This window comes from Rhizobium sp. P1_E6 (assembly GCF_056405875.1).
This window is the reverse complement of the sequence record NZ_JBFUBG010000057.1, coordinates 16,374-40,398: the sequence shown is the minus strand read 5'-3', so window position 1 is coordinate 40,398 and position 24,025 is coordinate 16,374. Positions and strand designations below refer to the sequence as shown.

The following is a 24,025-nucleotide window of genomic DNA, read 5'->3' as shown; positions in this document are numbered from 1 at the left end:
GTTTAAGCCTTTATCCGTTTCATTTCGGGGTCATAAAGCGGCTTCAACGAGATCTTGCAGGGCACCCGTTTGCGGGCGACATCCAGCTCATAAGTGCCGGACAGGACGAAATCCTCCGTCACCCCGTCAGGGTTACGGACATAGCCGTAACCGATCGGCTTGCCGATGGTGTAGCCAAAGCCGCCGCTGGAGAGCCAGCCAACGCGCTTGTCGTCGCGATAGATGGTTTCACGTCCGAGCAGGACGATATCAGGGTCATCGGGTACGAAGCAGGCAAGTATCTTCTTCACGCCACCTTCAAGCTGACGTTCGATCGCTTCACGACCCTTGAAGGGCATGTTCTTCCGCGTCTTCACCGCCCAACCGAGACCAGCTTCAACAGGCGTGTGATCGGGGCCGATGTCGGAACCCCAGGCGCGATAACCCTTTTCCAGGCGGCAGCTCTCGATGGCGCGGTAACCAGCGTTGACGAGGCCGAACTGTCCGTCCGTCGCCATCAGTGCGTCATAGACTGTGGTCGCATACTCGATCGGCACATGCAGTTCGTAACCGAGTTCGCCGACATAAGTGATGCGCAGCGCCCGGACGGGGCAGCCGGCAATGCCGATAGTCTTGACGCGACCGAAGGGGAAGGCGGCGTTTGAGACGTCGCTGGTCGTGACCTTCTCCAGAATGGAACGGGAATTCGGCCCCATCAGCGAGAGCACGGTATAGGCGGAGGTAACGTCAACGAGTTCGGCGTGGAGACCGTCGGGGATGTTGCGCGAGATCCAGTCGAAATCATGCGTGGCAAAACCGGTGCCTGTGACGATGTAATATTCGTTTTCGGCGATGCGGGCGCAGGTGAGGTCGCATTCGATGCCGCCCTTGTCGTTCAGCATCTGCGTGTAGATCAGCGAACCGACGGGCTTTGCAACATCGTTGGCGGCAAGCCAAGACAGCGCCGCTTCGGCATCCCTGCCCTTCAGCACGAATTTGGCAAAGGAGGTCTGGTCGAAAATGACGGCCGCCTCGCGCACCGCCTTGTGTTCGCGGCCGACGGCATCGAACCAGTTCTGGCGGCCATAGGTATAGATATCCCGGGGCTCTTCGTTGGCGAAAAGATCGGCAAACCAGTTCGGCCGCTCCCAGCCAAGTTTCTCGCCGAAGCACGCGCCCTGCGCCTTCAGCCTCTCGTAAAGCGGCGACTTCCGGCAAGGGCGGCCGCTTGCATATTCCTCAAAGGGGAATGCCGGCGTGTAGTGTTTGCCATAGGCCTCGAGCGTGCGGGTGCGGACCCAGTCCGTATCGAAGTGCGGGCGGCCGAAGCGGCGGATATCGACCGGCCAGAGATCATAGGGCGGCTCGCCCTTCGTGACCCATTCGGCGAGCGCCATACCGGCACCACCGGCCGATGCGATGCCGAATGCATTGAAGCCGGCACCGACGAAGAAGTTCTTCAATTCCGGTGCCTCGCCGAGGATGAAATTGCCGTCGGGTGTGAAACTCTCCGGCCCGTTCAGAAGCTGCTTGATGCCGGCATTTTCGAGCGCCGGCACACGGCCGAGCGCCTGTTCCATGATCTGCTCGAAATGGTCGAAATTACTGTCAAGGAGGGTGTAGTGGAAACCCTCAGGAATGCCGTCCAGGGCCCAGCCAATCGGATTCGGCTCATAACCGCCCATGACGATGCCGCCGACCTCCTCCTTGTAGTAGGTCAGGCGATCGGGATCGCGCAGCGTCGGCAGATTGGAGGGCACGCCGAAGGATTCGGTGATGATGTATTGATGCTCGACTGACACCAACGGCACGTTGACGCCGAAGCGGCTGGCGAAGCTGCGCGTCCATTGGCCGGCGCAGACCACGACGCGCTCGCATTCGATGCGGCCTTGCGCGGTAATGACGGCGCGGATCCTGCCCTTGTCGATTTCGAGATCGAGAACTTCGGTATCCTCGAAGATCGTCGCGCCAGCCATGCGGGCGCCCCTGGCGAGAGCTTGTGTGATGTCAGACGGATTGGCCTGGCCATCCGTCGGCAAGTAAGCAGCACCAACGAGATCGTCTGTTGTCATCAGTGGCCACAGATCGAAAGCTTCCTGCGGGCTCAGGATATGCATTTCGAGGCCGAAGGATTGGGCAGTCGTCGCCTGGCGTTTGACCTCTGTCCAACGCTCCTGATTGCAGGCCAGCCGCAAGCCGCCATTCATCTTCCAGCCTGTGCCGAGGCCTGTCTCGGCTTCCAGCTTCTTGTAGAGATCGACGGAGTACCCGAGAAGCTGGGTGATATTGGCGCTGGTGCGCAACTGGCCGACGAGGCCCGCGGCGTGGAACGTGGTGCCTGATGTCAGCTTCTTGCGTTCCAGGAGCACTGTATCGGTCCAGCCGAGTTTTGCCAGATGATAGGCGGTGGAGCAGCCGATGATGCCGCCGCCGATGACCACGGCCTTTGCCGTCTTCGGTAATTCCTTCGTCATTCAATGATCCTGTTCAAATGCCCGATAGGCGCGCTCAAAACGGCTAAGATTTTCGGCCGTATAGGTTGCGTAGTCGAAATCGATGGCCGAATGGATTTCGGAAATCATGCTCCAAAGCGTCTCGCGCAGCAGCGAGGCGCATTTCATAGCCTGGTAGCGGCGGCGCAGATCATCCGTCAGCGGTCGCTCGAAATAGGTCTCCAGCATGAGCCACTCCGCCTCCCCGGAAAACTCGCTGTTGGAGGCGAGACCACCGAGATCGAAGAGCGGCGTGTTGAAGCCGGCATAGTCCCAGTCAATCAGCCAGAGCCGTTTGCCATCATCCAGGAAATTGGCAGCGAGCAGGTCGTTATGACCGAAGGTGATCTCGAAAGGCCCCGCAGCTTCTTCGAGATACTCAGCTTTCCCCAGCAAGCCATCCAGCAATGGCGCATAAATGCTGTTTGCTGCCTTCAGGTTTGCGACATAGTCGCGGATCACGTGGAAGACCCAGAAGATCATCGCCTGACCGCGAAAATGGCGGGCCATGTCGTAGTGGCAGGTGCGGATCAACGGAATGAGACGAGCAAGCGTTTCCGGCTTGCTTACATCGCCGGGCGATAGCGGCGCGGCGTCGATGAAATCAAGAACCAGCACACCCGGCACGTGATGGATAACGGCAGGCGAGATGCCGGCCGCATGTGCGGCGCGGCTTGCGGCAAGCTCGTTCTGCCTGTTGATATGATGGACCGGAATATCGTTGCCCAGGCGGACGACCCGCCGCAGCGCACCATCTCTCACCAGGTAGTTCCGGTTGGTGAGGCCGCCGGTGATCGGGACTATGTCGATCGGGCCCTGCCAGATGCCAAGCGCATGAATCCTCTCTTCAGGCGTCACGCATATCCCCCTCGTAGCCCTCAAGGATGATGGGCTTGAGAGGGATCAGCTGTCAAGCTGCGGCCATTTCAGATCGTCTTGCCACTCGCGTCGAAAACGTGACAGCGGGCGGGATCGAAGGAGGCTTTCACGTTTGTGCCGCGCTCGACCTTCTGCTGGCCATCGAGCGCGATGGTCAGCGGCTGGTTGTCCGGCGTCGTGGCGTACAGCATCGTGGCGCCGCCGAGGTTTTCGACGAGATCGACATTGACGGTCGAAAGGGCAGTGCCGCCTTCCATCAGGGAGAGATGTTCCGGCCGGACGCCGAAGGTGACGTCCTGGCCCGGCTGACCTGCAAGCCGGCGGCCGAGTTCGATGGAGTTGCCGCAGACATTGATGGTCGAGCCGGCATCGCCAATGCGCTCGATTTTGGCGCTGAGAAAATTCATCTTCGGGCTGCCGATAAAGCCGGCGACAAAGCGGTTGGCAGGATTGTTGTAAAGATCGAGCGGGGCGCCGACCTGTTCGATGCGGCCTGAATTCAGCACGACGATCTTGTCGGCCATAGTCATGGCCTCCACCTGGTCGTGGGTGACGTAGATCATCGTGTTTCCAAGGCTGCGGTGCAGGCGGGAAATCTCCACGCGCATCTGTACTCGCAGTTCGGCATCAAGGTTGGACAGCGGCTCGTCGAAGAGGAAGATACGCGGCTCGCGCACGATGGCGCGGCCGATCGCAACGCGCTGGCGCTGGCCGCCTGATAGCGCTTTCGGCTTGCGTTCGAGMAGCTTCTCGATCTGCAGGATCTGTGCGGCGCGGCGCACTTTCGGCTCGATCTCGGCTTTCTTGTAGCCCGCGGTTTCCAGGCCGAAGGCAAGGTTCTTATAGACCGACATATGCGGATAAAGCGCATAGGACTGGAAGACCATGGCAATGCCGCGCTTTGCCGGCGCCACCTCGTTCATCCGTTCGTTGTCCAGGATCAGCGCACCGCCGGAAATCTCCTCGAGACCGGCGATCATGCGCAGCAGCGTGGACTTGCCGCAACCCGAAGGGCCGACGAAAACGGCGAATTCACCGGGCTCGATCGTCAGGTCGATGCCGTGGATGACATCCAGCTGGCCGTAACGCTTCTCGACCTTCTGAAGAACGACACTCGTTGCCATGTTCCGAAATCCCCTCTTATTTGGTTCTTGCACGCCAGTCGGCGTATTTCGGGCTGTCTGGACCGATCGGCAAGGCGACATCGGCGCCGCTATCGGAGGATTGATAGATGGCCGTGACCAGTTCCAGCGCGCGCCTTGCATCGGCGCTCGTCACCGGAAGCGACCCCTTGCCCATCAGGTAATCATGGAAACGCAGCATCTGCGTATTGAAGCGGAGCGGCACAGGTTGCCAATCGGCGATGACGGCATCAATCCTTGCCTGTACTTCGTCATCGGCAGCGATGATCTGCCAGGGGTCCTGGCCGGGCGCATAGGCTTCATGATTGCTTTCGAAGGTGATGTTCTCGAAGTGCAGCCTCAGCCGACTGATCTCGTTCTGCGAGCCGAGCGTGCAGGAGAGCGAAACAAAGGCGCCATTCTGCATCTGCAGGCTGACCGAGGCGCAATCTTCGACCTCGATCTCGTTGACGCGGGTCGCGACACGGCCGAAGACACGGGTGGCGGGACCGGCGAGATAAAAGAGCATGTCATGCAGATGGAGCGCGTGAGTGACGAGCACGCCGCCGAGTTCGGATGCCCATTTGCCGCGCCAGGGAACGGCGTAATATTCCGGCTTCCTGCGCCAGAAGGTTTCGACCGAACCCATGTAGAACTTGCCGGCGAGACCGGCATCGATGATGCGCTTGGCCTTTTCGACGCCATCGCCATACCGATACTGAAAGATCGGCATCAGCGTGCCCTTGGCGGTCTTTTCGGCCTCGATGATTTCGTCGGCGCCGGCGAGCGAGCCGGTAAGCGGCTTTTCGCAGACGACGTGCTTGCCGGCAGCCAAGGCCGCGATGACCTGCTCCTTGTGGATACCGGGGGGCGTGCAGATATCGATGATGTCGATACTGTCGTCGGCGAGCAGCTCAGCGAAGGAGGTGGTGCGCCGTTCGATGCCGAATTCGTCGCCGATCGACTTCAGGCGCTCCTCGTTCAGGTCGCAGATCGCTGCGACCTTGAACTTGTCCGGATGCGGCAGATAACCCTCGACGATGTGGGAGCGGCCGATACCGCAGCCGATGATCGCGACTGTCTTGATGCTCATGTCATTCTTTCCTGTCTGGCTTTCCTGTCCGATCCATCAACGCTTCATACCGGTCGTGGCGATGCCCTCGATCAGCAGGCGCTGGAAGAACAGGAAGAAGAAGAACACGGGCACGAGTGTCAGAGTCGACATGGCAAACAGTCCGCCCCAATCGGATGCGCTGGTGGAGTCCACGAAGGTGCGCAGGCCGAGCTGGATCGTGTAGGTGTTCATGTCGTTGAGGTAGATCAGCGGACCGAAGAAATCGTCCCAGGTCCAGATGAAGGAGAAGATGGCGGCCGTGGCCAGAACCGGCAGCGACAGCGGCAGCATGATCTTCCAGTAGATGCGCCAGGCACTGCAGCCGTCCATCATCGCGGCTTCATCGAGTTCGCGCGGGATGCCCCGGAAGAACTGCACCATGAGGAAGATGAAGAAGGCGTCGCTGGCCAGGAACTTTGGCACGACCAGCGGCAGGATGGTGTTGACCCAGCCGAGGTCGAGGAAGAGCACATATTGCGGGATCAGCGTCACGTGATAGGGGATCATCAGCGTGCCGAGCATGATCGCGAACCAGAAATTCCGGCCGGCAAAACGTAGCCGCGCGAAGGCGAAAGCCGTCAGCGAACAGGCAATGACATTGCCTGCCACGACCAGCAGCGAGATGACGAGCGAATTCCAGAAGAAACGGCCGAAGCTAATGTCGAGGCCGGTCCAGCCGCGCACATAGGAGGAGAAATCGACCGACGACGGGATGAGCGAGGTCGAGGAGAAGATCTCGTTCTCCGGCCTGACCGACGCCGATACCATCCATAGCAGCGGATAGAGCATCAGCAGAGAGGCGGCGATCAGCAGCGCATGGATGACGAGCGTTGCCGGCAGGCTGCGCTTGGTGATGTCAGATGGCGGCCTGGCCGCAGTGACGGAAGCGGTCATCTCAGTCATCGTAATGCACCCAGTAGCGCGAGGTCAGGAAGGAGAAGGCGGTGAAAATTGCAATGATCACCACGAGGATCCAGGCGAGTGCCGAGGCATAGCCCATGCGGAAATTGCCGAAGGCTTCCTGATAGAGATAGAGCGTGTAGAACAGCGTCGAATTGATCGGGCCGCCTGTGCCGCCGGAGATGATGAAGGCTGGCGTGAAGGCCTTGAAGGCATCGATCGTCTGGACGACGGCGTTGAAGAAGATCACCGGTGTCAGAAGCGGCAGGGTGATCTTGTAGAACTGGCGGAATTTCGAGGCGCCGTCGAGGCTGGCGGCCTCATACATATCCTGCGGGACCTGCCGCAGGCCGGCAAGGAAGATAATCATCGGCGAACCGAACTGCCAGACGGAGAGCGCGACCAGCGTGTAGATCGAATAGCTCGGATGCGAGATCCAGCTCGGGCCGACGATGCCAAAATGAGAGAGTGCAGCATTGACGAGGCCGTCGCTTGCAAAAAGCTGGCGCCACAACACAGCAATCGCCACGCTGCCGCCGAGAAGCGACGGAAGGTAGAAGATCGCACGGTAGACCGGCAGCCCGCGGATGCCCCGGTTCAGTGCGAGTGCGACGAGCAGTGCAAAGGTGAGCTTGAAAGGAACCGACAGCACGACGTAAGTCAGCGTGACGGTCATGGCCGAGGCGAATTTCGGATCGGCCGTGGCGATGCGCACGTAATTTGCCGCTCCTACCCATCCAGGCGCCCTCAACATGTCGAAGTCGGTGAAGGAGAGATAGAGCGAGATCAGGGCCGGGCCGAGCGTCAGGCCGAAGAAACCTACCAGCCAGGGGAGCAGAAAGAGATAGCCGGGAGCATTGGCATTCCACAGCCGCCGGAAGCGTCCGTCAGCCCGTACTCCCTGATATCTTTCAACAGTTACCGTCCCTGCGGACGTGCGCATCGCATTTGTCATATAAGATCAACCCCGCGCGAGAAGTCGCGTGATTTCGTCCACGAGCTGCTTGCCGGCATCGGCCGGAGTAAGCTGGCCGAAAGCGACCTGTTCAGAGATGGTGCGCAACACGACCTGGCCTTCACCAGCGCCGGTCGGCGGCGGGGGCGGAAGCGGGCCTGCGAGATCGCCAAGACCGCTGACATATTCGAGCGGGACCTTGCCGGTTTCATCGAGCGTGCCGGCAACGACGTCACGCATCGCCTTCGATTCCGGAATGCCCCGTTCGACATCGAGAATCTTGGCAGCATCAGGGTTCTTGACGAAAAAGTTGACGTAGTCGACAGCCTGATCGATCACCTTCGACTGGGCGGAGACCGAGAAGAACATCGAAGGCTTGCGGTAGTGGCCGCCCTTCGAGTCCGGCTTGATCCTCATGTAGTTGCTGAGCATCAGCTTGTCCTTGACCATCGCCTGATAGCCAACGAACTGGTTGGAGTGGGCGTAGTCGCAGGCAGCCTTGCCGACGGTCAGCGGGCTGGTGTCGATCGTATCCTTGTAGAGCGCCTGAATGTCGGGCGTTACGCAGGCTTTAGCTTCACGGAACTTGGCCCACATGTCGAACCATTCGGAAGCATCCTCGGCACCGAAAGCGATCTTCGAATCGGCCGTATACAGCGCCTTGCCGCGCTGGCGCAGGTAGTTTTCCAAGAGCGGCTCGCCGCCGCTGCCATCGGCAAAGCCGAAATAGCCCTTGCGCTTGCCGGCCTTGGTGATTTCGGCACCGATCTTGCCGAATTCTTCCCAAGTCGTCTTGTTGGTTGGTACGTCGATGCCGGCTTCCTGGAAGGCGACGGTATTGATGACTGTCGCTGCCGAATTTGCACCAAGGCTGACGCCGTAAAAGTGGCCGTCGACCTTGCCGCCTTCGATCTGTGCCGGATCGAAATCATCGATCTGCAGTTTCGATGGCATATAGGATTCCAGCGGGGCAAGCGCGCCGCGCCGAGCGTATTCGACGATGTAGCGATAATCCATCTGGATGATGTCGGGCGCGTTGCGGCCAGCCACCTGCGTGGCAAGGCGCGGCCAGTAATCGGCCCATCCGAGGAATTCGCCGGTAATCGAAACGCCGCTATTCTTGGCTTTGAAAAGGTCCGAGACCTTGTTGGTGCGGTCAGCGCGCGGCTGAGAGCCCCACCATATGAGGCGCAGGCGGTTTTCCTGCGCAAAAGCGCTGTTTCCGAGCGCTGACAGCGAAAGGAGCGTGGCTCCGCCCGCCATGAAATTACGTCTGTTTACACGAAAAGTCATATTGGTTTTCCTCCTCCCAACAAGAAGCGCCTCCACACGCTTCCGAATTAGCTATCTTGCAACAAATAACTAATTGGTTACAAGTTATGTTCAAAGCCTCCGGGCTGTCAAGCGGTGTTGGTGGTCCGGTTGCGCCTGCCAATTTGAGTTTTTACATTGTCCCGCTTTAGCCATATGAGCGCAACATGGGGAAAATAGGGGGAATCCAATGAACGACACCGGGGAGAGCGCAAAAAAGAAAATCAGGCGCCCATCCACCGAGCGCACCGCCCAACGCGATCCGGAGCGCACCCGCGCGGCCATTCTGGAAGCCGCTACGCGGGAATTTGCCGAAAACGGCATGGGGGGAGCACGTGTCGATGCCATCGCCGAGCGGGCCGGCACCAACAAGCGGATGCTTTACCACTATTTCGGCGACAAGGAGCAGCTCTATCTGCGCGTTCTCGAGGAGGCCTATGTCGGCATCCGCACCGCCGAGCGAGCGCTGAATATCGGCACCCGCAGCCCGGAGGAAGGCATTGGAGAGCTTGCGCTCTTTACCTGGCGCTACTTCCTGCAGCATCCGGAGTTTCTAAGCCTGCTTGGCACGGAAAACCTGCACCGCGCACGCTGGCTGCGCCAATCCGTTCGGCTCAAGGAGCTGCATTCGCATCTGATCGGCGAACTTTCGCAGGTGCTGGAAGAAGGCAAGAAGGCCGGTGTCTTCATCGAGAGCGCCGATCCGCTGCATGTCTATCTGACAATTGCCTCGCTCGGTTATTTCTATCTCTCCAATCAGTATACGCTTTCGACGATCTTCGGTCGGGACATCATGACGTCAGCCAATCTCGACGCCTGGGAACAGCAAATAGTCCACGTCACGCTCGCCTCGATAAAGCGCTGATTTTCAAAAAACCGAAATGGCTATTGACAGCAATATTCCACTTCTGCCATCAAGTAACTGTTTAGTTACCGGCACGGGAGGGCCGGGCTGACTGCCCACTCCCGACGCGGAAGAGCTCGCAGGGAGAGAACAAATGGCACGCTTGGGGATCATTTTGCACGGCGTCACCGGCCGTATGGGCTATAATCAGCACCTCGTTCGTTCGATCCTTGCCTTTCGCGATCAGGGCGGCATCACGCTGAAATCGGGCGAAAAACTGGAAATCGACCCCATTATCGTCGGCCGCAACGGCGCGAAGATGGAGGAGCTTGCCAAGAAGCATAACATCAAGCGCTGGTCGACGGACATCGACGCCGCGCTTGCCAATCCCGACGATACCGTCTTCTTTGATGCCGGCACGACGCTGATGCGCGCCGAGCTGCTGTCGAAGGCGCTCGACGCCGGCAAGCATGTCTACTGCGAAAAGCCGATTTCCGATGACCTGCAGGTGGCGCTCGACCTCGCCCGCAAGGCGCGCGCCTCCGGTCTGAAACATGGCGTGGTGCAGGACAAGCTCTTCCTGCCAGGCCTGCGCAAGCTGGCGCTGCTGCGCGATTCAGGCTTCTTCGGCAAGATCCTCTCCGTGCGCGGCGAATTCGGCTACTGGGTCTTCGAAGGTGACTGGGGCGTTCCGGCCCAGCGCCCCTCCTGGAATTACCGCAAGGCCGATGGCGGCGGCATCATCCTCGATATGCTGTGCCACTGGCGCTATGTGCTCGACAATCTCTTCGGCGAAGTGAAGTCCGTTTCCTGCCTGGGCGCTACGCATATTCCAAGCCGTATCGACGAACAGGGCAAGCCCTACGACTGCGACACCGACGATGCAGCCTATGCGACTTTCGAGCTGGAAGGCGGCGCGATCGCGCAGATCAACTCGTCCTGGGCGGTTCGCGTTCGCCGCGACGATCTCGTGACCTTCCAGGTCGACGGCACGCATGGTTCTGCCGTTGCCGGCCTGACGAAATGCTGGAGCCAACATCGCGTCAATACGCCGAAGCCGGTCTGGAACCCGGACCAGCCGCAGACGATCGACTTCTACAAGACCTGGGACGAAGTGYCGGATACGCAGGCCTTCGACAACGGCTTCAAGGCGCAGTGGGAAATGTTCATTCGCCACGTCGTCGAGGATGCTCCGTGGCCCTACGGCCTGGAAGCCGGCGCCAAGGGCGTGCAGCTTGCCGAACTCGGCCTGAAATCCTGGGCCGAGCGCCGCTGGCTCGATGTTCCCACGCTGGAGTTCTAAGCCGTGACGACGATCAATCTTCCCCTCGACGGCAAGATCGCTCCTTATACGCTGACCGGTGCGCCGATCGAGCTTAAGAAGCGGGACGCCAAGAGCTTCCCGCGCATCGCTTTCGCCGCCGCTCATGTGGTGGCCGATCCACTTGCCGACAATGATCCGTGGCTGACGCCGGCGATCGACTGGGAACGGACACTCGCTTTCCGCCATCGCCTGTGGGATCTCGGCCTTGGCGTCGCCGAAGCGATGGATACGGCCCAGCGCGGCATGGGCCTCGGCTGGCCGGAAGCCCGCGAGCTGATCCGTCGCGCGCTTGCCGAAGCGGCCGGCCGCAAGGACGCGCTGATTGCCTGTGGCGCCGGCACCGACCATCTGGCACCTGGCCCCGACGTGACAATCGACACGATCATCAGGGCTTACGAAGAGCAGATCGAGACGGTGGAAGCCGCCGGTGGTCGGATCATCCTGATGGCAAGCCGCGCGCTTGCCGCCGCCGCCAAGGGGCCCGACGACTATGTCAAGGTCTATGACCGGATCCTTCGCCAGGTAAAGGAACCTGTCGTCATCCACTGGCTCGGCGAAATGTTCGACCCGGCGCTTGCCGGATACTGGGGCAATGGCGACCATCTGAAGGCAATGGAAACCTGCCTGCAGGTGATCGAAGCCAATGCAACGAAGGTCGATGGCATCAAGATCTCGCTCCTGTCGAAGGAGAAGGAAGTGACGATGCGCCGGCAACTGCCGAAGAGCGTGCGCATGTATACCGGCGACGACTTCAACTACGCCGAACTGATCGCCGGCGACGAGCAGGGCCATTCGGATGCACTGCTCGGCATCTTCGACGCCATCGCGCCGGCAGCTTCCGCTGCGCTCGACGCACTCGGCCGCAAGAGTAACCACGAGTTCTTCGACCTGCTCGAGCCGACCGTTCCGCTGTCGCGCCATATCTTCAAGGCGCCCACCCGTTTCTACAAGACCGGTGTCGTTTTCCTCGCCTATCTCAATGGGTTGCAGGATCATTTCACGATGATCGGCGGCCAGCAGAGCACGCGTTCCCTGACACATCTGTCGGAGCTTTTCCGCCTGGCCGACAAGGCTCGGGTTCTTGCCGATCCGGAACTCGCAACCGCGCGCATGAAACAGGTGCTTGCCATCAACGGCGTTCACTGATCACCGGCACGGCAATGGGAGGGGAATGACATGCAGGTCGAGGGACTTTCGATCAACCTTGCGACGATCCGCGAGCAATGCGGCTTTGCCGAAGCCGTCGATATCTGCCTGAAACACGGCATCACTTCGATCGCGCCGTGGCGCGATCAGGTTGCCAAGGCAGGCCTCGACGAGGCGGTGAGGATCGTCAAGTCGAACGGTATCAAGCTGACGGGGCTCTGCCGTGGCGGCTTCTTTCCGGCCGCAAACGATGCCGACTGGCAGAAGAACCTCGACGACAACAGGCGCGCCATCGATGAGACGGCAGCGTTTTCTGCTGATTGCCTGGTGCTCGTCGTCGGCGGATTGCCAGGCAGCTCAAAGGATATCGTCGCGGCCCGTCAGATGGTGTTCGACGGCATTGCCGCCGTGCTGCCGCATGCGCAGGCTGCCGGTGTGAAGCTCGCCATCGAGCCGTTGCATCCGATGTATGCCGCCGATCGTGCCTGCGTGAATACGCTCGGCCAGGCGCTTGATATGTGCGAAGAGCTCGGCGAGGATGTCGGCGTCGCCGTCGATGTCTATCACGTCTGGTGGGATCCCGATCTTACCAATCAGATTGCCCGCGCCGGACGCTTGAAGCGTATCTTTGCCCATCACATCTGCGACTGGCTGGTGCCGACCAAGGACATGCTGCTTGACCGCGGCATGATGGGCGATGGCGTCATCGATCTCAAAGGCATAAGACGGATGGTGGAGGCTGCCGGCTTCTTCGGCGCGCAGGAGGTTGAAATCTTCTCGGCTGAGAATTGGTGGAAGCGCCCTGCCGACGAGGTGATTGCCACCTGCGTCGAGCGCTTCAGGAACTGCTGCCAGGTTTAATTTTAAAGTCCAATCGTTTCATCACGTATGAAGGAGGAATCATTCGATGGAGAAACGCCGTTTTGCCCTGATCGGCACCGGTAACCGCGGCACCACGATGTGGGGCAAGGATCTCTTGGCGGGCTGGCGCGAGCATGTCGACCTGACCGCAATCGTCGAGACGAATTCGCTGCGCGGCGAGCGTGCCCGCACCATGATCGGCAGTAATGCGCCGCTCTACGAAAACATCGATTCGATGCTGACAGAGCAAAAGCCGGATCTGGTCATCGTCTGCACGCCCGACCATACGCATGACGACATCGTCGTGCGTGCCTTGGAATCGGGCATCGACGTCATCACCGAAAAGCCGATGACCACTTCGGTGGAAAAGATTCGCCGGATTCTGGATGCCGAAAAGCGCACTGGCCGCCGGGTCGACGTCTCATTCAACTATCGCTATGCGCCGACGGCCGCCAAGATCAAGGAACTCTTGAATTCGGGGGAGATCGGCCGCGTCACCTCAGTCGATTTCCACTGGTATCTCAACACCAAGCATGGCGCCGATTATTTCCGCCGCTGGCATGCCTATACGGAAAATTCCGGCAGCCTCTTCGTTCATAAGGCGACACATCATTTCGACCTTCTGAACTGGTATCTCGACAGCGATCCTGATGCCGTGACCTCTTTTGCCGACCTGCAGAATTACGGCCGCAAGGGGCCTTTCCGCGGCCCGCGCTGCAAGCTCTGTCCGCATACGCAGGAATGCGACTACTATCTCGATCTCGAAAAGGATCCCTTCCTCGATACGCTCTATGAGGACCCCTCGAAGATCGATGGCTATTTCCGCGACGGCTGTGTCTTCCGTGAAGATATCGACATTCCCGATACGATGGTCGTTTCGCTCCGCTACCGAAACAATGTCCACGTCTCCTATTCGCTGAACACGTTCCAGCCGATCGAGGGACACCACCTGGCCTTCAACGGCACCAAGGGCCGCATCGAGATCCGCCAGTATGAGGCGCAGCCCTGGGAGGAGCCGCGGGAGGATACGATCCTGCTGATCCGCAACTTCCCGCATGGCAAGGAGGCGGTGGAGCGCATCACAGTGCCGCATTTCTCCGGCGGCCATTACGGCGGCGACGACCGAATGCGCAACATGATCTTCAAGCCCGACATGCAAGACAAGCTCGCGCAGCGGGCCGGCACGCGCGCCGGCGCCATGTCCGTGCTTTGCGGCATCGCGGCCCTGACAAGCTCGCGCACTGGCAAAGTCGTCAATATTTCCGACCTTATGCCGGAACTTGCCAATGACGGCTCGCCCAACTCGCTGAAGGCGTCATAAGACGCCTCAGGCGATGTTTTCGAGACTTTCGAGGGTGAGCCGGTAAAGCAGGGGTTCGCCCTGGATGAAGCGTTCAGCTTCGTCTGCCGCCATTTCACCGAGGCGGGTGCGCTCCAGGCCGACTGCGCCAGCAATATGCGGCGTCAGGAAGACATTCGGCAGATCGTAAAACGCCGATTCCGGTCCCGGTATCTCGGGATCGGTCACATCGATGATGGCGTCGATTCGTCCGGTTTTCAGCACATCAAGCAAGGCATCCTCATCGATCAGCACGCCACGCGCGGTATTGATCAGTGTTGCCCCATCCTTCATCAGCACCAGCTTTGCGGCATCGATCATATGCCGGGTGGAGGGTAGCGACGGGGCGTGAATGGAGACGATATCCGACTGGCGCAGGAGATCGTCGAGTTCGACCTTCCGGGTGCCCATGGCACGTGCCTGGTCCGGATCGACGGTCGGATCGAACAGCAGCACCTGATAGTCGAAGGGCATCAGCAGATCGATCACGCGGCGGCCGATGCGCGAAGCGCCGATGATGCCGACCGTGCGGCGATAATTGCCGATAGCCTGGCTCTGCATCGGATGCGTACGGTCGCGATTGCGATCACCGACATAGAGGTCACGGAAGCGGAAGACATGTTTGCCGGCAAAGATGATAGCGGCGAGCGTAAATTCGGCGACCGGTGCGGCATTGGCCTCAGCCGCGTGGCTGACGGCGATGCCGGCATCGAAAATCTCGGCATCGATAAGGCCTTTTACCGTCCCAGCCGCATGAACGACAAGTTTCAATTTCGGGGCAAGGGCCAGAACCTCACGGCCGACATAGGGCGCGCCCCATCCCGTGATCAGGATTTCCGCCTCGGAAAGCAGCCGTTTCGCCCGCTCGTCATCGAAGCGCTGGAGCGGTTCGGCATCAAGCAGGCGCCCAATACCATCCAGCCGGCGAAGAACCTCCTCGGGCAGCACATGCTCCGTGCGGGAAGGCTGCATGGCGAGGACGATGGCAGGACGGTTCATCGCATATGTCCCGGCGCTTCGATGGCGCTGACAGTGATGCCCTTTTCGCTGACCAGCTTTTGAAGGGTGGCGATATCAGGCGCTTTCGGCGGCGTGGTCCATGCCCCCGATACGGCAGCCGGATCGTTCAACGCCAATACGGCCGTGACCAGAACCGTTTCGCCCGCCGGAATCTCACCACGGAGTTGAGGCACGAGCGTCTTGGAAACGATCAAGTTGGTATTCGGCAGTGCCTTCTGGACAAGGCCGTTTCGCTTGATCGAAGAACCGAGGTCAACGATGCCGGTGAAATCCATTTCGCCGATCGCATGAGCAGAGCCTTCGGTCCCCGAAAGCGTGTCTGCATCGAGATCGCGCTTGGCAATCGCGAAGCCGCCTTCTGCCGTCTGCAGCGGGCGTGGTGTTGTGATGCGGTGAACGCGGATATGCCACGGGGCCGATGGCACGAGCCAGGTTTCGACCTTCACGTCCCTGAAAGCCGACCATCTGGAGTAAAGGATGTTGCCGGCGATCTTCGCTTCTTCATTGGTTTCGCGGACGCGGTAATGCAGGCCGTCATCACTGAAGGCGAGCGCGGAATCGAAGGCGCCAAGTGCGAAGGCTCGCTCGTCGGCCTCGACGCTAAACCCATAGCGGGCAGAATAGGCGAATTTTGCGTATTTCTCCGTGCCAAACCGCATCTGCAGGTTCTCCTGGCCGGAAGACAGCGCCACGACATCATCGCCGGCGCGCATGAGCACCATGCCCGGATGACGCTGCGGAACGACCTCGGGGGCTTGCTCAGGCGCCTTTTCTTCTGCCGTCCAGAAAGGGTGATCCTCGGCAATGGCAAGCGGCAGGAATGCCTTGAAGGCCCAGTAGGGAGAGCCGGCGGAATTATAGCTCTCCGACATCAGGAGGTTCGGATAGCCGAAGCCGATGGAGAGCACGCCGTCGTGGCTGGCAATCGGCTTGTCCCGCCACCAGCGCAGATGCTCGAGGCAGAGATGTTTGATCTCTCCCCAGGGCAGCGCCTCCAGATCGGCAAAGGCGAGCGCCGACCAGAACCCTGCGCATGCGAAACGATAGGTCAGGCTGCGGCCGAAGGGAATGGTGGCGCCGTCAGGCGCAAACCAGTGACGGAAATCCTTGGCGAACAGGACGGCGCGCTCGCGGTAGCGCTTGGCGTATTCATCGTCGACCAGCTTGGAATAGATCAGGCCATAGAAATGCATGGCAAAGGGAATGTAGTGGTCGATACGGCGAATATTGCCGTCGCGATACCAGCCGTCGCCGATGTAGAAGCCTTCCAGCTCTTCGAGATATTGCTTCGTCAGGCTACGGTCGAAATCGGCGCCGAGGCGGTCGAGGGCAATATCTACGAAGATGCGGAAGAATTTCCAGTTGTTGTCGGCATAGTCGAACTGCCGGACATGCTTGAAGTAAGCGACGATGTTCCCGCGGGCGCGTTTGTCGAGCGGCTCCCAGATCTTCTCTGGCACCAGCGCCAATGCAAAACCGAGGGCTGCCAGTTCCACCATACGCTGGTCGCGAGCGTTGACCGTACCCCAATATTCCGGATGGGACGGATCGCAGCCATTCGCGAGACCCTCGGCAAAGCGGTGCCAATGGGCGAAATCATTCTTGCCGGCGCCGAGCGGCGCAAGCCCCCAGAGCGGCCGCGCAAAACCTTCGAGATCGGCAGCGGCCCGGTCGAAATGAGCGCCGGCGCCGTCGAGCCGGACGCGAGCATTGCCATCCGAGAAGAAGGGAAGCAGCGGATCGAAGAGATCGTTGACGGCGCGGATCATATCAGACCGCGTCTTCAGCGGATTGCCTGCAAGCGGGTTGGCGCTGGCGGGATCATAGGTCATCGGCATCACTCACAGCTTGTCGGTATTGGGAACGGTGCCCCCAACGACAGGAATGACCGCCTGGCAGATGTGCCGGGCGGGAGCAGTCCTGTCGCGGTAGCGGGACATCATCAGGGAAACGGCCTCGCGGCCAAGCGCTGCGCGGTCGACGCGCATGGTGGAAAGCCGGGGATTGGTCATGACGGCGCAGGGAAGATCATCGAAGCCGACAATCGCAAAATCCTCGGGAACCCGAAGGCCCGCTTCCGTGACGGCTTCCAGCACGCCGACGGCGATGAAATCATTCATGCAAAAGGCCGCCGTATAACCCGGATCCTCCGCGAGCATTGCGACCGTTCGCTCATGTGCCTCGCGGCTGGCGCTGCCCTGGAAGGTCAATGGAACGAGGCGACCCTCGGCCCCGGGAACCGCGGCAATGGCCGCTTCGAAGCCGCGCACGCGTTCGCGGATCGTGTGGCGGTGCGAGCCGGTCAGATGCAGGATGCGGCGATGGCCGGCTTTCGTTAGCCGACTCGTCGCCTCGTAAGCGCCGAAGAAATTGGAAGGTGAAACGCCGTCGAGGCGCAGTCGCGGATCGGTGCCGTTGACGAGAACGGTGGGCATTCCGGTCTCTTCCAGCCACGCCCGTAACGTATCACTAGGATCGATGCCGACGAGGAAAAGCCCTTCGGCTTCAGCCGTCTGCATATATTCGCTGACCACGTCGGGCGTGGTGCGGTCCTCCCGCACGAGACGCACCTCAAAGGGCATGCCGGCTTCGGCCGCACCGGCGCGGAGGCCTTCCACAATGGACTCGTAGAAGACGCTCAGACCGCCCGTCGCCCCATCGCTCGCAATCAGGGCAAGCCCGCCGGCAACATTTTCCGACGTGACCTTCACCGGATAGCCGTGTTCGGCAGCGACTTTCAAAATATGCCGGCGCACACTTTCGCTGATGCCGGGCTCATTGGCGAGCACCCGCGAGACCGTTGAAACGGACACGCCAGCCAGGCTGGCAATATCGGCCTGGCGCGGCCGCCTGGTCTTGCTCTCATTCATTCTGATTTCATTCATGCGGCAAATATTATGCAAATTACGCAAATTTGCAAGATAATCATAATTTCTTGCAAAGAGAAATTTTTTGCGTACTCTAGCCGCCGGAACGCCTGGAAAGACCATTGGAGGATGGCACCGGGCATCAGACACAGGAGGAAATCATGCAGGTCAATCGCCGTTCATTCTTGATGGGAACCGCAGGCGCCGCGGCCGGCCTCGCCTTCGGCGCCGGCAGCTCGATCCCCGCATTCGCCGAGGATGCTTCGCTCCGCGCCATGTGGTGGGGCTCGAACGACCGCGCCAAACGCACGCTCGATGTCGCCAAGCTCTACCAGTCGAAGACGCCGGGCGTCAGCATCGTCGGTGAATCGCTGGCCGGTGATGGCTACTGGACGAAACTCGCAACGCAAATGGCCGGTCGCGCGATCGCCGACGTCTTCCAGCTTGAGCCGGGCACGATCTCGGACTATTCCAAGCGCGGCGCCTGCCTGGCGCTCGATGAGTTCGTGCCTTCGACGCTGAAGGTCGATAGCTTCGGCGCAGACATGCTGAAACTGACAACCGTCGACGGCAAGCTCTATGGCGTGGGCCTCGGCCTCAACTCCTTCGCGATGTTCTACGACACCGTGGAATTCGAAAAGGCCGGCATTCCGCTGCCGACACCCGATCTCACCTGGGATGAGTATGCCAAGCTCGCCGTAGAGCTCGGCAAATCCTCCAGCAAGAGCGGCCCCTACGCGGCACGTTACACCTATGTCTTCGACGCCTGGCTGCGCCAGCGTGGCAAGAGCCTCTATGACAAGGAAAGCCCAACCCTCGGCTTCACGGTCGATGACGCCAAGGAATGGTTCGATTACTGGGAGAAGCTGCGCAAGGCCGGCGGCACCGTTGCTGCCGACGTGCAGACACTGGACCAGAACAATATCGACACGAACTGCCTCACCCTCGGCAAATCGGCCATCAGCATGGCCTATTCCAACCAGATGGTCGGCTACCAGCTGATCATCAAGAACAAGCTCGGCATCGCCATGCTGCCACGCGAGAAGAAGGGTGGTCCGTCGGGTCATTATTATCGTCCGGGATTGATCTGGAGCGTCGGTGCCACGACGAAGCAGGGCGAGGCAGCTGCAAAATTCATCAGCTTCTTCGTCAACGATCCGGAAGCCGGCAAGATCCTCGGCGTGGAGCGCGGCGTGCCAATGTCGCCGGTGGTGCGGGAAGCCATTCTGCCGCAGCTCAACCCGACGGAGCAGGAAACCGTCAAATACATCAACCTGCTCAAGGACCAGGTTGGTGACTATCCCCGGCCGGCACCAATGGGTTCCACCGAATTCGACCAGCGCGTCCTTCGCCCGACCTGCGACGAACTCGCTTTCGAGCGCATCACGGTTGCCGATGCCGCGCAGCAGCTTGTCGAAACCGGCAAGGCCACCATCAAGGGCTAATCATAGCCCATATGAACGCGCGAGAAGGCCCGCCACCGGCGGGCCTTTCTTTTGGATTATACCGGCTCAGTTGCTCGCATCCTCTATAACGCGCCAGTTGGGTCTGCCGAGATTGAACGGCCAGGCGTGCACCTCGCGGTCATTGAAATAGACGACCTCCTGAAGCTCAGGAAAGTCGCTCTGTTTCATCGTCGCGGTCTCCATCCACGGCTTGATGTAGACGTCACCGCCCTCATAGCCGAGCTCGGCAACCCAGATGGGCTTGTGATACAAGGCGACAAGGTCGTAGCCAGGCTTCAATGCCTCGGTGAAGGTTCGCGGGCCGTTGTGAGCGATCTTGTCGTAGGCCTCCAGTCCGAAGACCGAGAGACCCACGAAATCCACGTAGGTGTCGCCGGGGTAGTAGGCATTGAGGCCGGGCTCTCCCTTGGGCGACCACATGAGCCTCGTACCGGGCGCTTCTTGCCGCACGATATCCATCATGCGCCTGTAGGCAGCGATATAGTCCGGAGGATTCCAGCCGGACCAGGAAAAGCGGCCGGATTTGTCTTCCATTTCCTGCCCCCAACGGACGATAACCGGGCTCTTCAACTCGGCGATCATTTTGGCAATCGCGCGCATGTTCGCATCGAAATCGCCGCGGAGCAGCTTTGCGCGAAGCTCCGTCGAGGTCAGCCGCCAGCCCACATCCCACGACCAGGGTTCCACCGTGATCAGCAGGTTGCGACCTCTCGCCAGCGCATAGGCATCCGCCAAGCGCAGCGTTTCGAGATCGACGTCTTCCCACGGAAGGAACAGGTGCTCCGTCGTTACGCTCTGCTGCGCGCCGAAATCGCCATGCGGATCGTAGGCACCGAACTTGATACCATCGGCGTGAATAGTGGGCCGCTTGTCGGTGATCGTCTGCGCACCCGCATTCATGACGGCGGTGGCGTTCTGCGCCTCGCTTCGATGCGAAAGATCGGCAACTCCAACCAGCAGCATTGCTATCGCTGCAGTCGAAATTCTCTTCGCCGGGGTTTTCATGATCCTATCCTCCGCCCTCCGGCTATTTGCCGGTCGCAAGAACCTGTTTCAGCTCCTTGGCTTTCAGGCTCACCGTATCTGCCGGAACCAGCTTCCGGAACTCATCGTCGGGTTTTGCGGAAGCGTGCCGGAACACGTACCAGTCCCCGTTCGGCTGACGCCGCTGATAGATCGTGTCGCCGATCTTGCGGTGGCCGAAGCAGGTACTGGCACGTGCCGCCCCCTCATTATTGGTCCAGGTAGCCCGCATGCACATCTGACCGAAATCGTCGACGAACCAGCGGCCTTCGGCGAAAGACTGCTTGCCGCCATCGTTGACCCAGGCGACGAAACGCCTGCCCTCGCCGATGAAACGGCCACCACCGGTATCCCAGGTCCAGGTCCTGTCGGCGTAGATCGCGTAGAGCTCGCCGGCGTTAAGCGGCGCCGGTGCTTTTTTCTGTTCCACTGCGAGTGCGCTCATCGGGAAGACAAGGCCGAGGCACAGAGCCAGCGCTCCTCCCGTCAATCGTGTTGCCATGCTCATTTTTTACCCTCCTCACGCATTTCTGCTCTCCCAAATACCCCTTCCCGTGCGGTCGGCTTCGGCAAGGCCGTGCCATTTGAGACGGAATTTCACGATCCTGGTTTTGCCGCCGCCAAGCCCCGCACCCGCCACGGCAAATTGTGACTGGGTGAAGGTAACGAAGGGCTGGCCGTGCGAAAGCGCTTCAAGGGCGTTCAGCCCATGATTGCCAAGCTGTGCGCCGCCGACAAGGCAGGCAACGAGACCACCGGCGGCGGCAAGCCTGAGCCCCTGCGACTGCGGCAAGAGCGGCTGGTTGTTCTCGATGGCGTGGCGGGCGACAATCAGAATTGCGAGCGACACGTAGATCAGCAGATTGATCGCCGCGAAGATCTGGAAGCCCCGTGCCCTGTCGCCGTCGACGGCAAAAGCCATGGCGGCAGCGCAGATGCCTGTCAGCGCGATGTAAGGTGCGATGATGCGCGCCGGTAGTTTGCGTTGTCCCTGATCACCCTTCGGGGTGATGCGGAAATCCACGAAGGAGCCGCTCATATGATCGCGCGCGGCAGCGAGGCTACCGGCAAGCGACCAGGGCCAGCGCAGGAGGACGAAGACCACCCCTTCCCAGCCGAAGAGTTTCGCATCGTATGGCCGGAATGTGCCTGACGCGCGCCAGAATATGGCGAATGCCGTCAGCAAGGTCGAAAGCGGCAACGAATGCAGCAGAAATTCCGGGTAGGTGACATTGACGAAGACATGACCCGTGAGCAGAGCTGCGACCGGCAGCAGGAACATCGCGGCCATGAAGGTCGAAAAGAGCGGATACCAGAGTTGCGAAAACACAAACTGGAACTTCAGCTTCAACGGCAGGCGGGCGACATGCCTGCGGGAATATTTCAGAAAAATAGTGACCAGGCTGCGCGACCACTGGAACTCCTGAACCACCAGATCGGTAAAGGTCGCCGGCCCGTCGCCATGGGCAATAGCATTGACCGCATGGACCCCGCGCCAGCCGCCGGCATTCATCATCAGCGTGGTCGAATGGTCTTCCGCAAGTTCGGGGCCGAGCCCACCGATCTCTCGCAGGGCAGCCGTGCGGACGGCATAATGGGAACCGATGCAGAGCGGCGCCCAACCATTGTTATAACCTGCCTGCAGCGAACCATGCAGGCTTGCTTCGGCGTAAAGCCTGCCGCGGGCAGCCCAGCTTTCCGCCGCGTTGGCATCGCAAATGCTAGGTGCGGAGACATAGCCGACTTCGGGATCGCAAAAGGGCCGCAGGACTTCGCGAAGATAGGTCGGCGTCGGCACATGATCGGCATCGAACTGGGCGACGAAATCATAGCGCTCATAGCCGAAGCGATCATAAAAATAGGCAAGATTGCCTTCCTTGCAGCGCGTGCGGCGCGGCCAGATGGGGCGATGATATTCGTTCACGCCCTTGCGGGTGGAGATCATGACGCCATGCTGCCCGCACCACCTCTTGGTCTCCTCGGAAGGGTCTTCGTCGGCGAGCCAGATATCGAATTCGACGCCCTTCTGATCGAGCATCGCAACAAGCGTCTTGCGCAGGACGGAGAAAGGTTCTGATGGAGCCTTGGTGACCACCATGGCGACGCGGCCCTTCGGCAGGTCGCCGGACGATTTGACCTGCCTTGCATCCAGGAAGATCAGGATGAAATAGGCCGGTATCAGGGTGACCCAGGCAAGGATGAGGGTGACGAGCAGGAATGCCGGCCATGAAACGATATGAGTGGGCTGAGCCCACCAGAGCCAGAAATAACCGAGCGCCGCCAGCCAGAAAACTATGCCAATACCATAGGCAGCTCGATTCCAGCCGGTAAAGACGGGCTCGAACATCCCGGATTTGGAGGCTGAAGACTGATGCGTACGGTCGATTCCGGCTCTGGTGCTCATGCGATCACCTCCAGTCCGAAAGTCGGGCCGGCCGTGCGGATGATCGTATCGATATCCGAAAGCGCCGGCATGAAGTCCAGTTCCAGGCGAGCCCTTTTCGTATCGGCGAAAAGCGCAGGCGGATCGCCGGCGCGGCGCGGCTGACAACGGACCGGCACCCTGTGGCCTGTCTTTCGTTTGACGGCATTGAGAATCTCGCCGATCGATGTGCCGCGGCCGGAGCCGAGATTGACGCTCAAGGAGTCGCCGTCAACCAGGAGATGGCGAACGGCAGCAAGATGCGCCGCGGCGAGATCGCTGACATGGATGTAATCCCTGACGCAGGTGCCGTCTTCGGTCTCATAGTCGGTGCCGAAAATATCGAGGCTGTCGATACGGCCGCTGGCGGCAAGAAGGGCGCGCGGGATCAGATGGGTTTCAGGATAGTGCCGCTCGGCAAGCTGACCCTCCGGATCGGCGCCGGCAGCGTTGAAGTAACGAAGCGCGGCGAAGCGAATGCCATAGGCGGCCGCATAATCCTCCAGAGCCATCTCAAAGATCAGCTTGGTCCGACCATAGGGATTGACCGGGTGTTGCGGCGTTTTCTCGCCGATCGGCAGCATCTCCGGGATGCCGTAGGTCGCGCAGCTGCTGGAAAAGACGATTCTGTCGATATTGCAATCGAGGCAGGCGTCCAACAGCGACAAGCTGCCGACGACATTGTTGCGATAATAGAGGCTTGGCTTTTCGACGGATTCACCGACATAGGCATTGCCACCGCAATGGATGACACAATCCGGCGAATACTCCGCCATGACCTGCCGCAGCCTTGCGCCATCGGCGATATCCGCCCGGATCAGCGGCCCCCACCGGACACAATCGATGTGTCCGGTTGAAAAATTGTCGTAGGTGACCGGAACCATGCCGGCGCGCGCAAGCGCCTTGCAAATGTGGCTGCCGATGAAGCCGGCGCCACCTGTAACCAGGATGTAGCGGGGCAT

The 24,025-nt window shown here is 60.2% G+C and carries 20 protein-coding genes; 6 read left to right on the top strand and 14 right to left on the bottom strand.

All coding sequences use genetic code 11. The features are described 5' to 3' along the window. Positions 1-2: 2 nt before the first annotated feature. The 7 genes from AC1D35_RS23245 to AC1D35_RS23215 all read right to left on the bottom strand — a co-directional run bounded on the left by AC1D35_RS23245 (position 3) and on the right by AC1D35_RS23215 (position 8,733). Entirely contained in the window at positions 3-2,453 is a 2,451-nt protein-coding gene (locus AC1D35_RS23245) for a GcvT family protein (RefSeq protein WP_477940223.1), read from the bottom strand. After that, positions 2,454-3,329 carry a choline kinase family protein gene (locus AC1D35_RS23240; RefSeq protein ID WP_113298059.1) on the bottom strand — a complete coding sequence of 292 codons (876 nt, stop codon included), beginning with the start codon at positions 3,327-3,329 and terminating at the stop codon, positions 2,454-2,456. It abuts the gene before it with no gap. A gap of 68 nt (positions 3,330-3,397) precedes the next feature. Next, the gene (locus AC1D35_RS23235; protein ID WP_113298058.1) at positions 3,398-4,474 is read right to left on the bottom strand and encodes a sn-glycerol-3-phosphate ABC transporter ATP-binding protein UgpC; all 1,077 of its coding nucleotides are present in this window, start codon (positions 4,472-4,474) and stop codon (positions 3,398-3,400) included. 16 nt (positions 4,475-4,490) lie between these two features. Then, positions 4,491-5,564 carry a Gfo/Idh/MocA family protein gene (locus tag AC1D35_RS23230; RefSeq protein WP_113307158.1) on the bottom strand — a complete coding sequence of 358 codons (1,074 nt, stop codon included), beginning with the start codon at positions 5,562-5,564 and terminating at the stop codon, positions 4,491-4,493. Between the two features lie 36 nt (positions 5,565-5,600). Beyond that, complete coding sequence (locus AC1D35_RS23225) at positions 5,601-6,479, bottom strand: carbohydrate ABC transporter permease (RefSeq protein WP_018114858.1); 879 nt, start codon at positions 6,477-6,479, stop codon at positions 5,601-5,603. Between the two features lies 1 nt (position 6,480). Beyond that, positions 6,481-7,440, bottom strand: coding sequence for a carbohydrate ABC transporter permease (locus AC1D35_RS23220; protein ID WP_162748416.1), 960 nt, complete (start codon positions 7,438-7,440; stop codon positions 6,481-6,483). Between the two features lie 6 nt (positions 7,441-7,446). Beyond that, the gene (locus tag AC1D35_RS23215; RefSeq protein ID WP_113307157.1) at positions 7,447-8,733 is read right to left on the bottom strand and encodes an ABC transporter substrate-binding protein; all 1,287 of its coding nucleotides are present in this window, start codon (positions 8,731-8,733) and stop codon (positions 7,447-7,449) included. 208 nt (positions 8,734-8,941) lie between these two features. Here AC1D35_RS23215 and AC1D35_RS23210 point away from each other — a divergent pair, with 208 nt between their 5' ends. The 5 genes from AC1D35_RS23210 (at position 8,942) to AC1D35_RS23190 (ending at position 14,247) form a co-directional block, all read left to right on the top strand. Further along, the gene (locus AC1D35_RS23210; RefSeq protein WP_113298055.1) at positions 8,942-9,616 is read left to right on the top strand and encodes a TetR/AcrR family transcriptional regulator; all 675 of its coding nucleotides are present in this window, start codon (positions 8,942-8,944) and stop codon (positions 9,614-9,616) included. Between the two features lie 133 nt (positions 9,617-9,749). Continuing rightward, entirely contained in the window at positions 9,750-10,898 is a 1,149-nt protein-coding gene (locus AC1D35_RS23205) for a Gfo/Idh/MocA family protein (protein WP_477940217.1), read from the top strand. Between the two features lie 3 nt (positions 10,899-10,901). Next, entirely contained in the window at positions 10,902-12,065 is a 1,164-nt protein-coding gene (locus AC1D35_RS23200) for a dihydrodipicolinate synthase family protein (protein WP_113307155.1), read from the top strand. 30 nt (positions 12,066-12,095) lie between these two features. Then, positions 12,096-12,926: a sugar phosphate isomerase/epimerase family protein gene (locus AC1D35_RS23195; RefSeq protein WP_113307154.1), complete on the top strand. Its 831-nt coding sequence runs from the start codon at positions 12,096-12,098 to the stop codon at positions 12,924-12,926. A 46-nt stretch (positions 12,927-12,972) separates the two neighbouring features. Further along, entirely contained in the window at positions 12,973-14,247 is a 1,275-nt protein-coding gene (locus AC1D35_RS23190) for a Gfo/Idh/MocA family protein (protein ID WP_113298051.1), read from the top strand. 6 nt (positions 14,248-14,253) lie between these two features. Here the strand turns inward: AC1D35_RS23190 and AC1D35_RS23185 are convergent, their stop codons facing one another. Genes AC1D35_RS23185 through AC1D35_RS23175 form a run of 3 tightly spaced genes read right to left on the bottom strand, consistent with a single transcriptional unit; the run spans position 14,254 to position 18,155 of the window. Beyond that, positions 14,254-15,264, bottom strand: coding sequence for a hydroxyacid dehydrogenase (locus AC1D35_RS23185; protein ID WP_113307153.1), 1,011 nt, complete (start codon positions 15,262-15,264; stop codon positions 14,254-14,256). Then, on the bottom strand, positions 15,261-17,117 hold the full coding sequence (locus tag AC1D35_RS23180; protein WP_113307152.1) for a DUF2264 domain-containing protein: 1,857 nt from the start codon (positions 17,115-17,117) through the stop codon (positions 15,261-15,263). Before AC1D35_RS23180 ends, AC1D35_RS23185 begins: the two co-directional genes overlap by 4 nt. 9 nt (positions 17,118-17,126) lie before the next feature. Continuing rightward, positions 17,127-18,155 (bottom strand): LacI family DNA-binding transcriptional regulator, encoded by a 1,029-nt coding sequence (locus AC1D35_RS23175; RefSeq protein WP_113307151.1) that lies wholly within the window; start codon positions 18,153-18,155, stop codon positions 17,127-17,129. 158 nt (positions 18,156-18,313) lie between these two features. Between AC1D35_RS23175 and AC1D35_RS23170 the strand changes: the two genes are divergently transcribed. Next, positions 18,314-19,597 (top strand): ABC transporter substrate-binding protein, encoded by a 1,284-nt coding sequence (locus tag AC1D35_RS23170; RefSeq protein ID WP_113298574.1) that lies wholly within the window; start codon positions 18,314-18,316, stop codon positions 19,595-19,597. A gap of 66 nt (positions 19,598-19,663) precedes the next feature. Here AC1D35_RS23170 and AC1D35_RS23165 read toward each other — a convergent pair whose 3' ends face one another. From AC1D35_RS23165 to galE, 4 genes are read right to left on the bottom strand one after another with little or no spacing between them, the layout of a single operon-like run. Continuing rightward, a complete protein-coding gene (locus AC1D35_RS23165) occupies positions 19,664-20,623 on the bottom strand; it encodes a glycosyl hydrolase (RefSeq protein ID WP_113307150.1) in 960 nt (319 codons plus the stop codon). A gap of 22 nt (positions 20,624-20,645) precedes the next feature. After that, positions 20,646-21,149 (bottom strand): DUF995 domain-containing protein, encoded by a 504-nt coding sequence (locus tag AC1D35_RS23160; protein ID WP_113307149.1) that lies wholly within the window; start codon positions 21,147-21,149, stop codon positions 20,646-20,648. Between the two features lie 12 nt (positions 21,150-21,161). Next, positions 21,162-23,045 carry a glycosyltransferase family 2 protein gene (locus tag AC1D35_RS23155; RefSeq protein ID WP_477940212.1) on the bottom strand — a complete coding sequence of 628 codons (1,884 nt, stop codon included), beginning with the start codon at positions 23,043-23,045 and terminating at the stop codon, positions 21,162-21,164. Beyond that, positions 23,042-24,025: a UDP-glucose 4-epimerase GalE gene (gene galE / locus AC1D35_RS23150; RefSeq protein WP_113307148.1), complete on the bottom strand. Its 984-nt coding sequence runs from the start codon at positions 24,023-24,025 to the stop codon at positions 23,042-23,044. Before galE ends, AC1D35_RS23155 begins: the two co-directional genes overlap by 4 nt.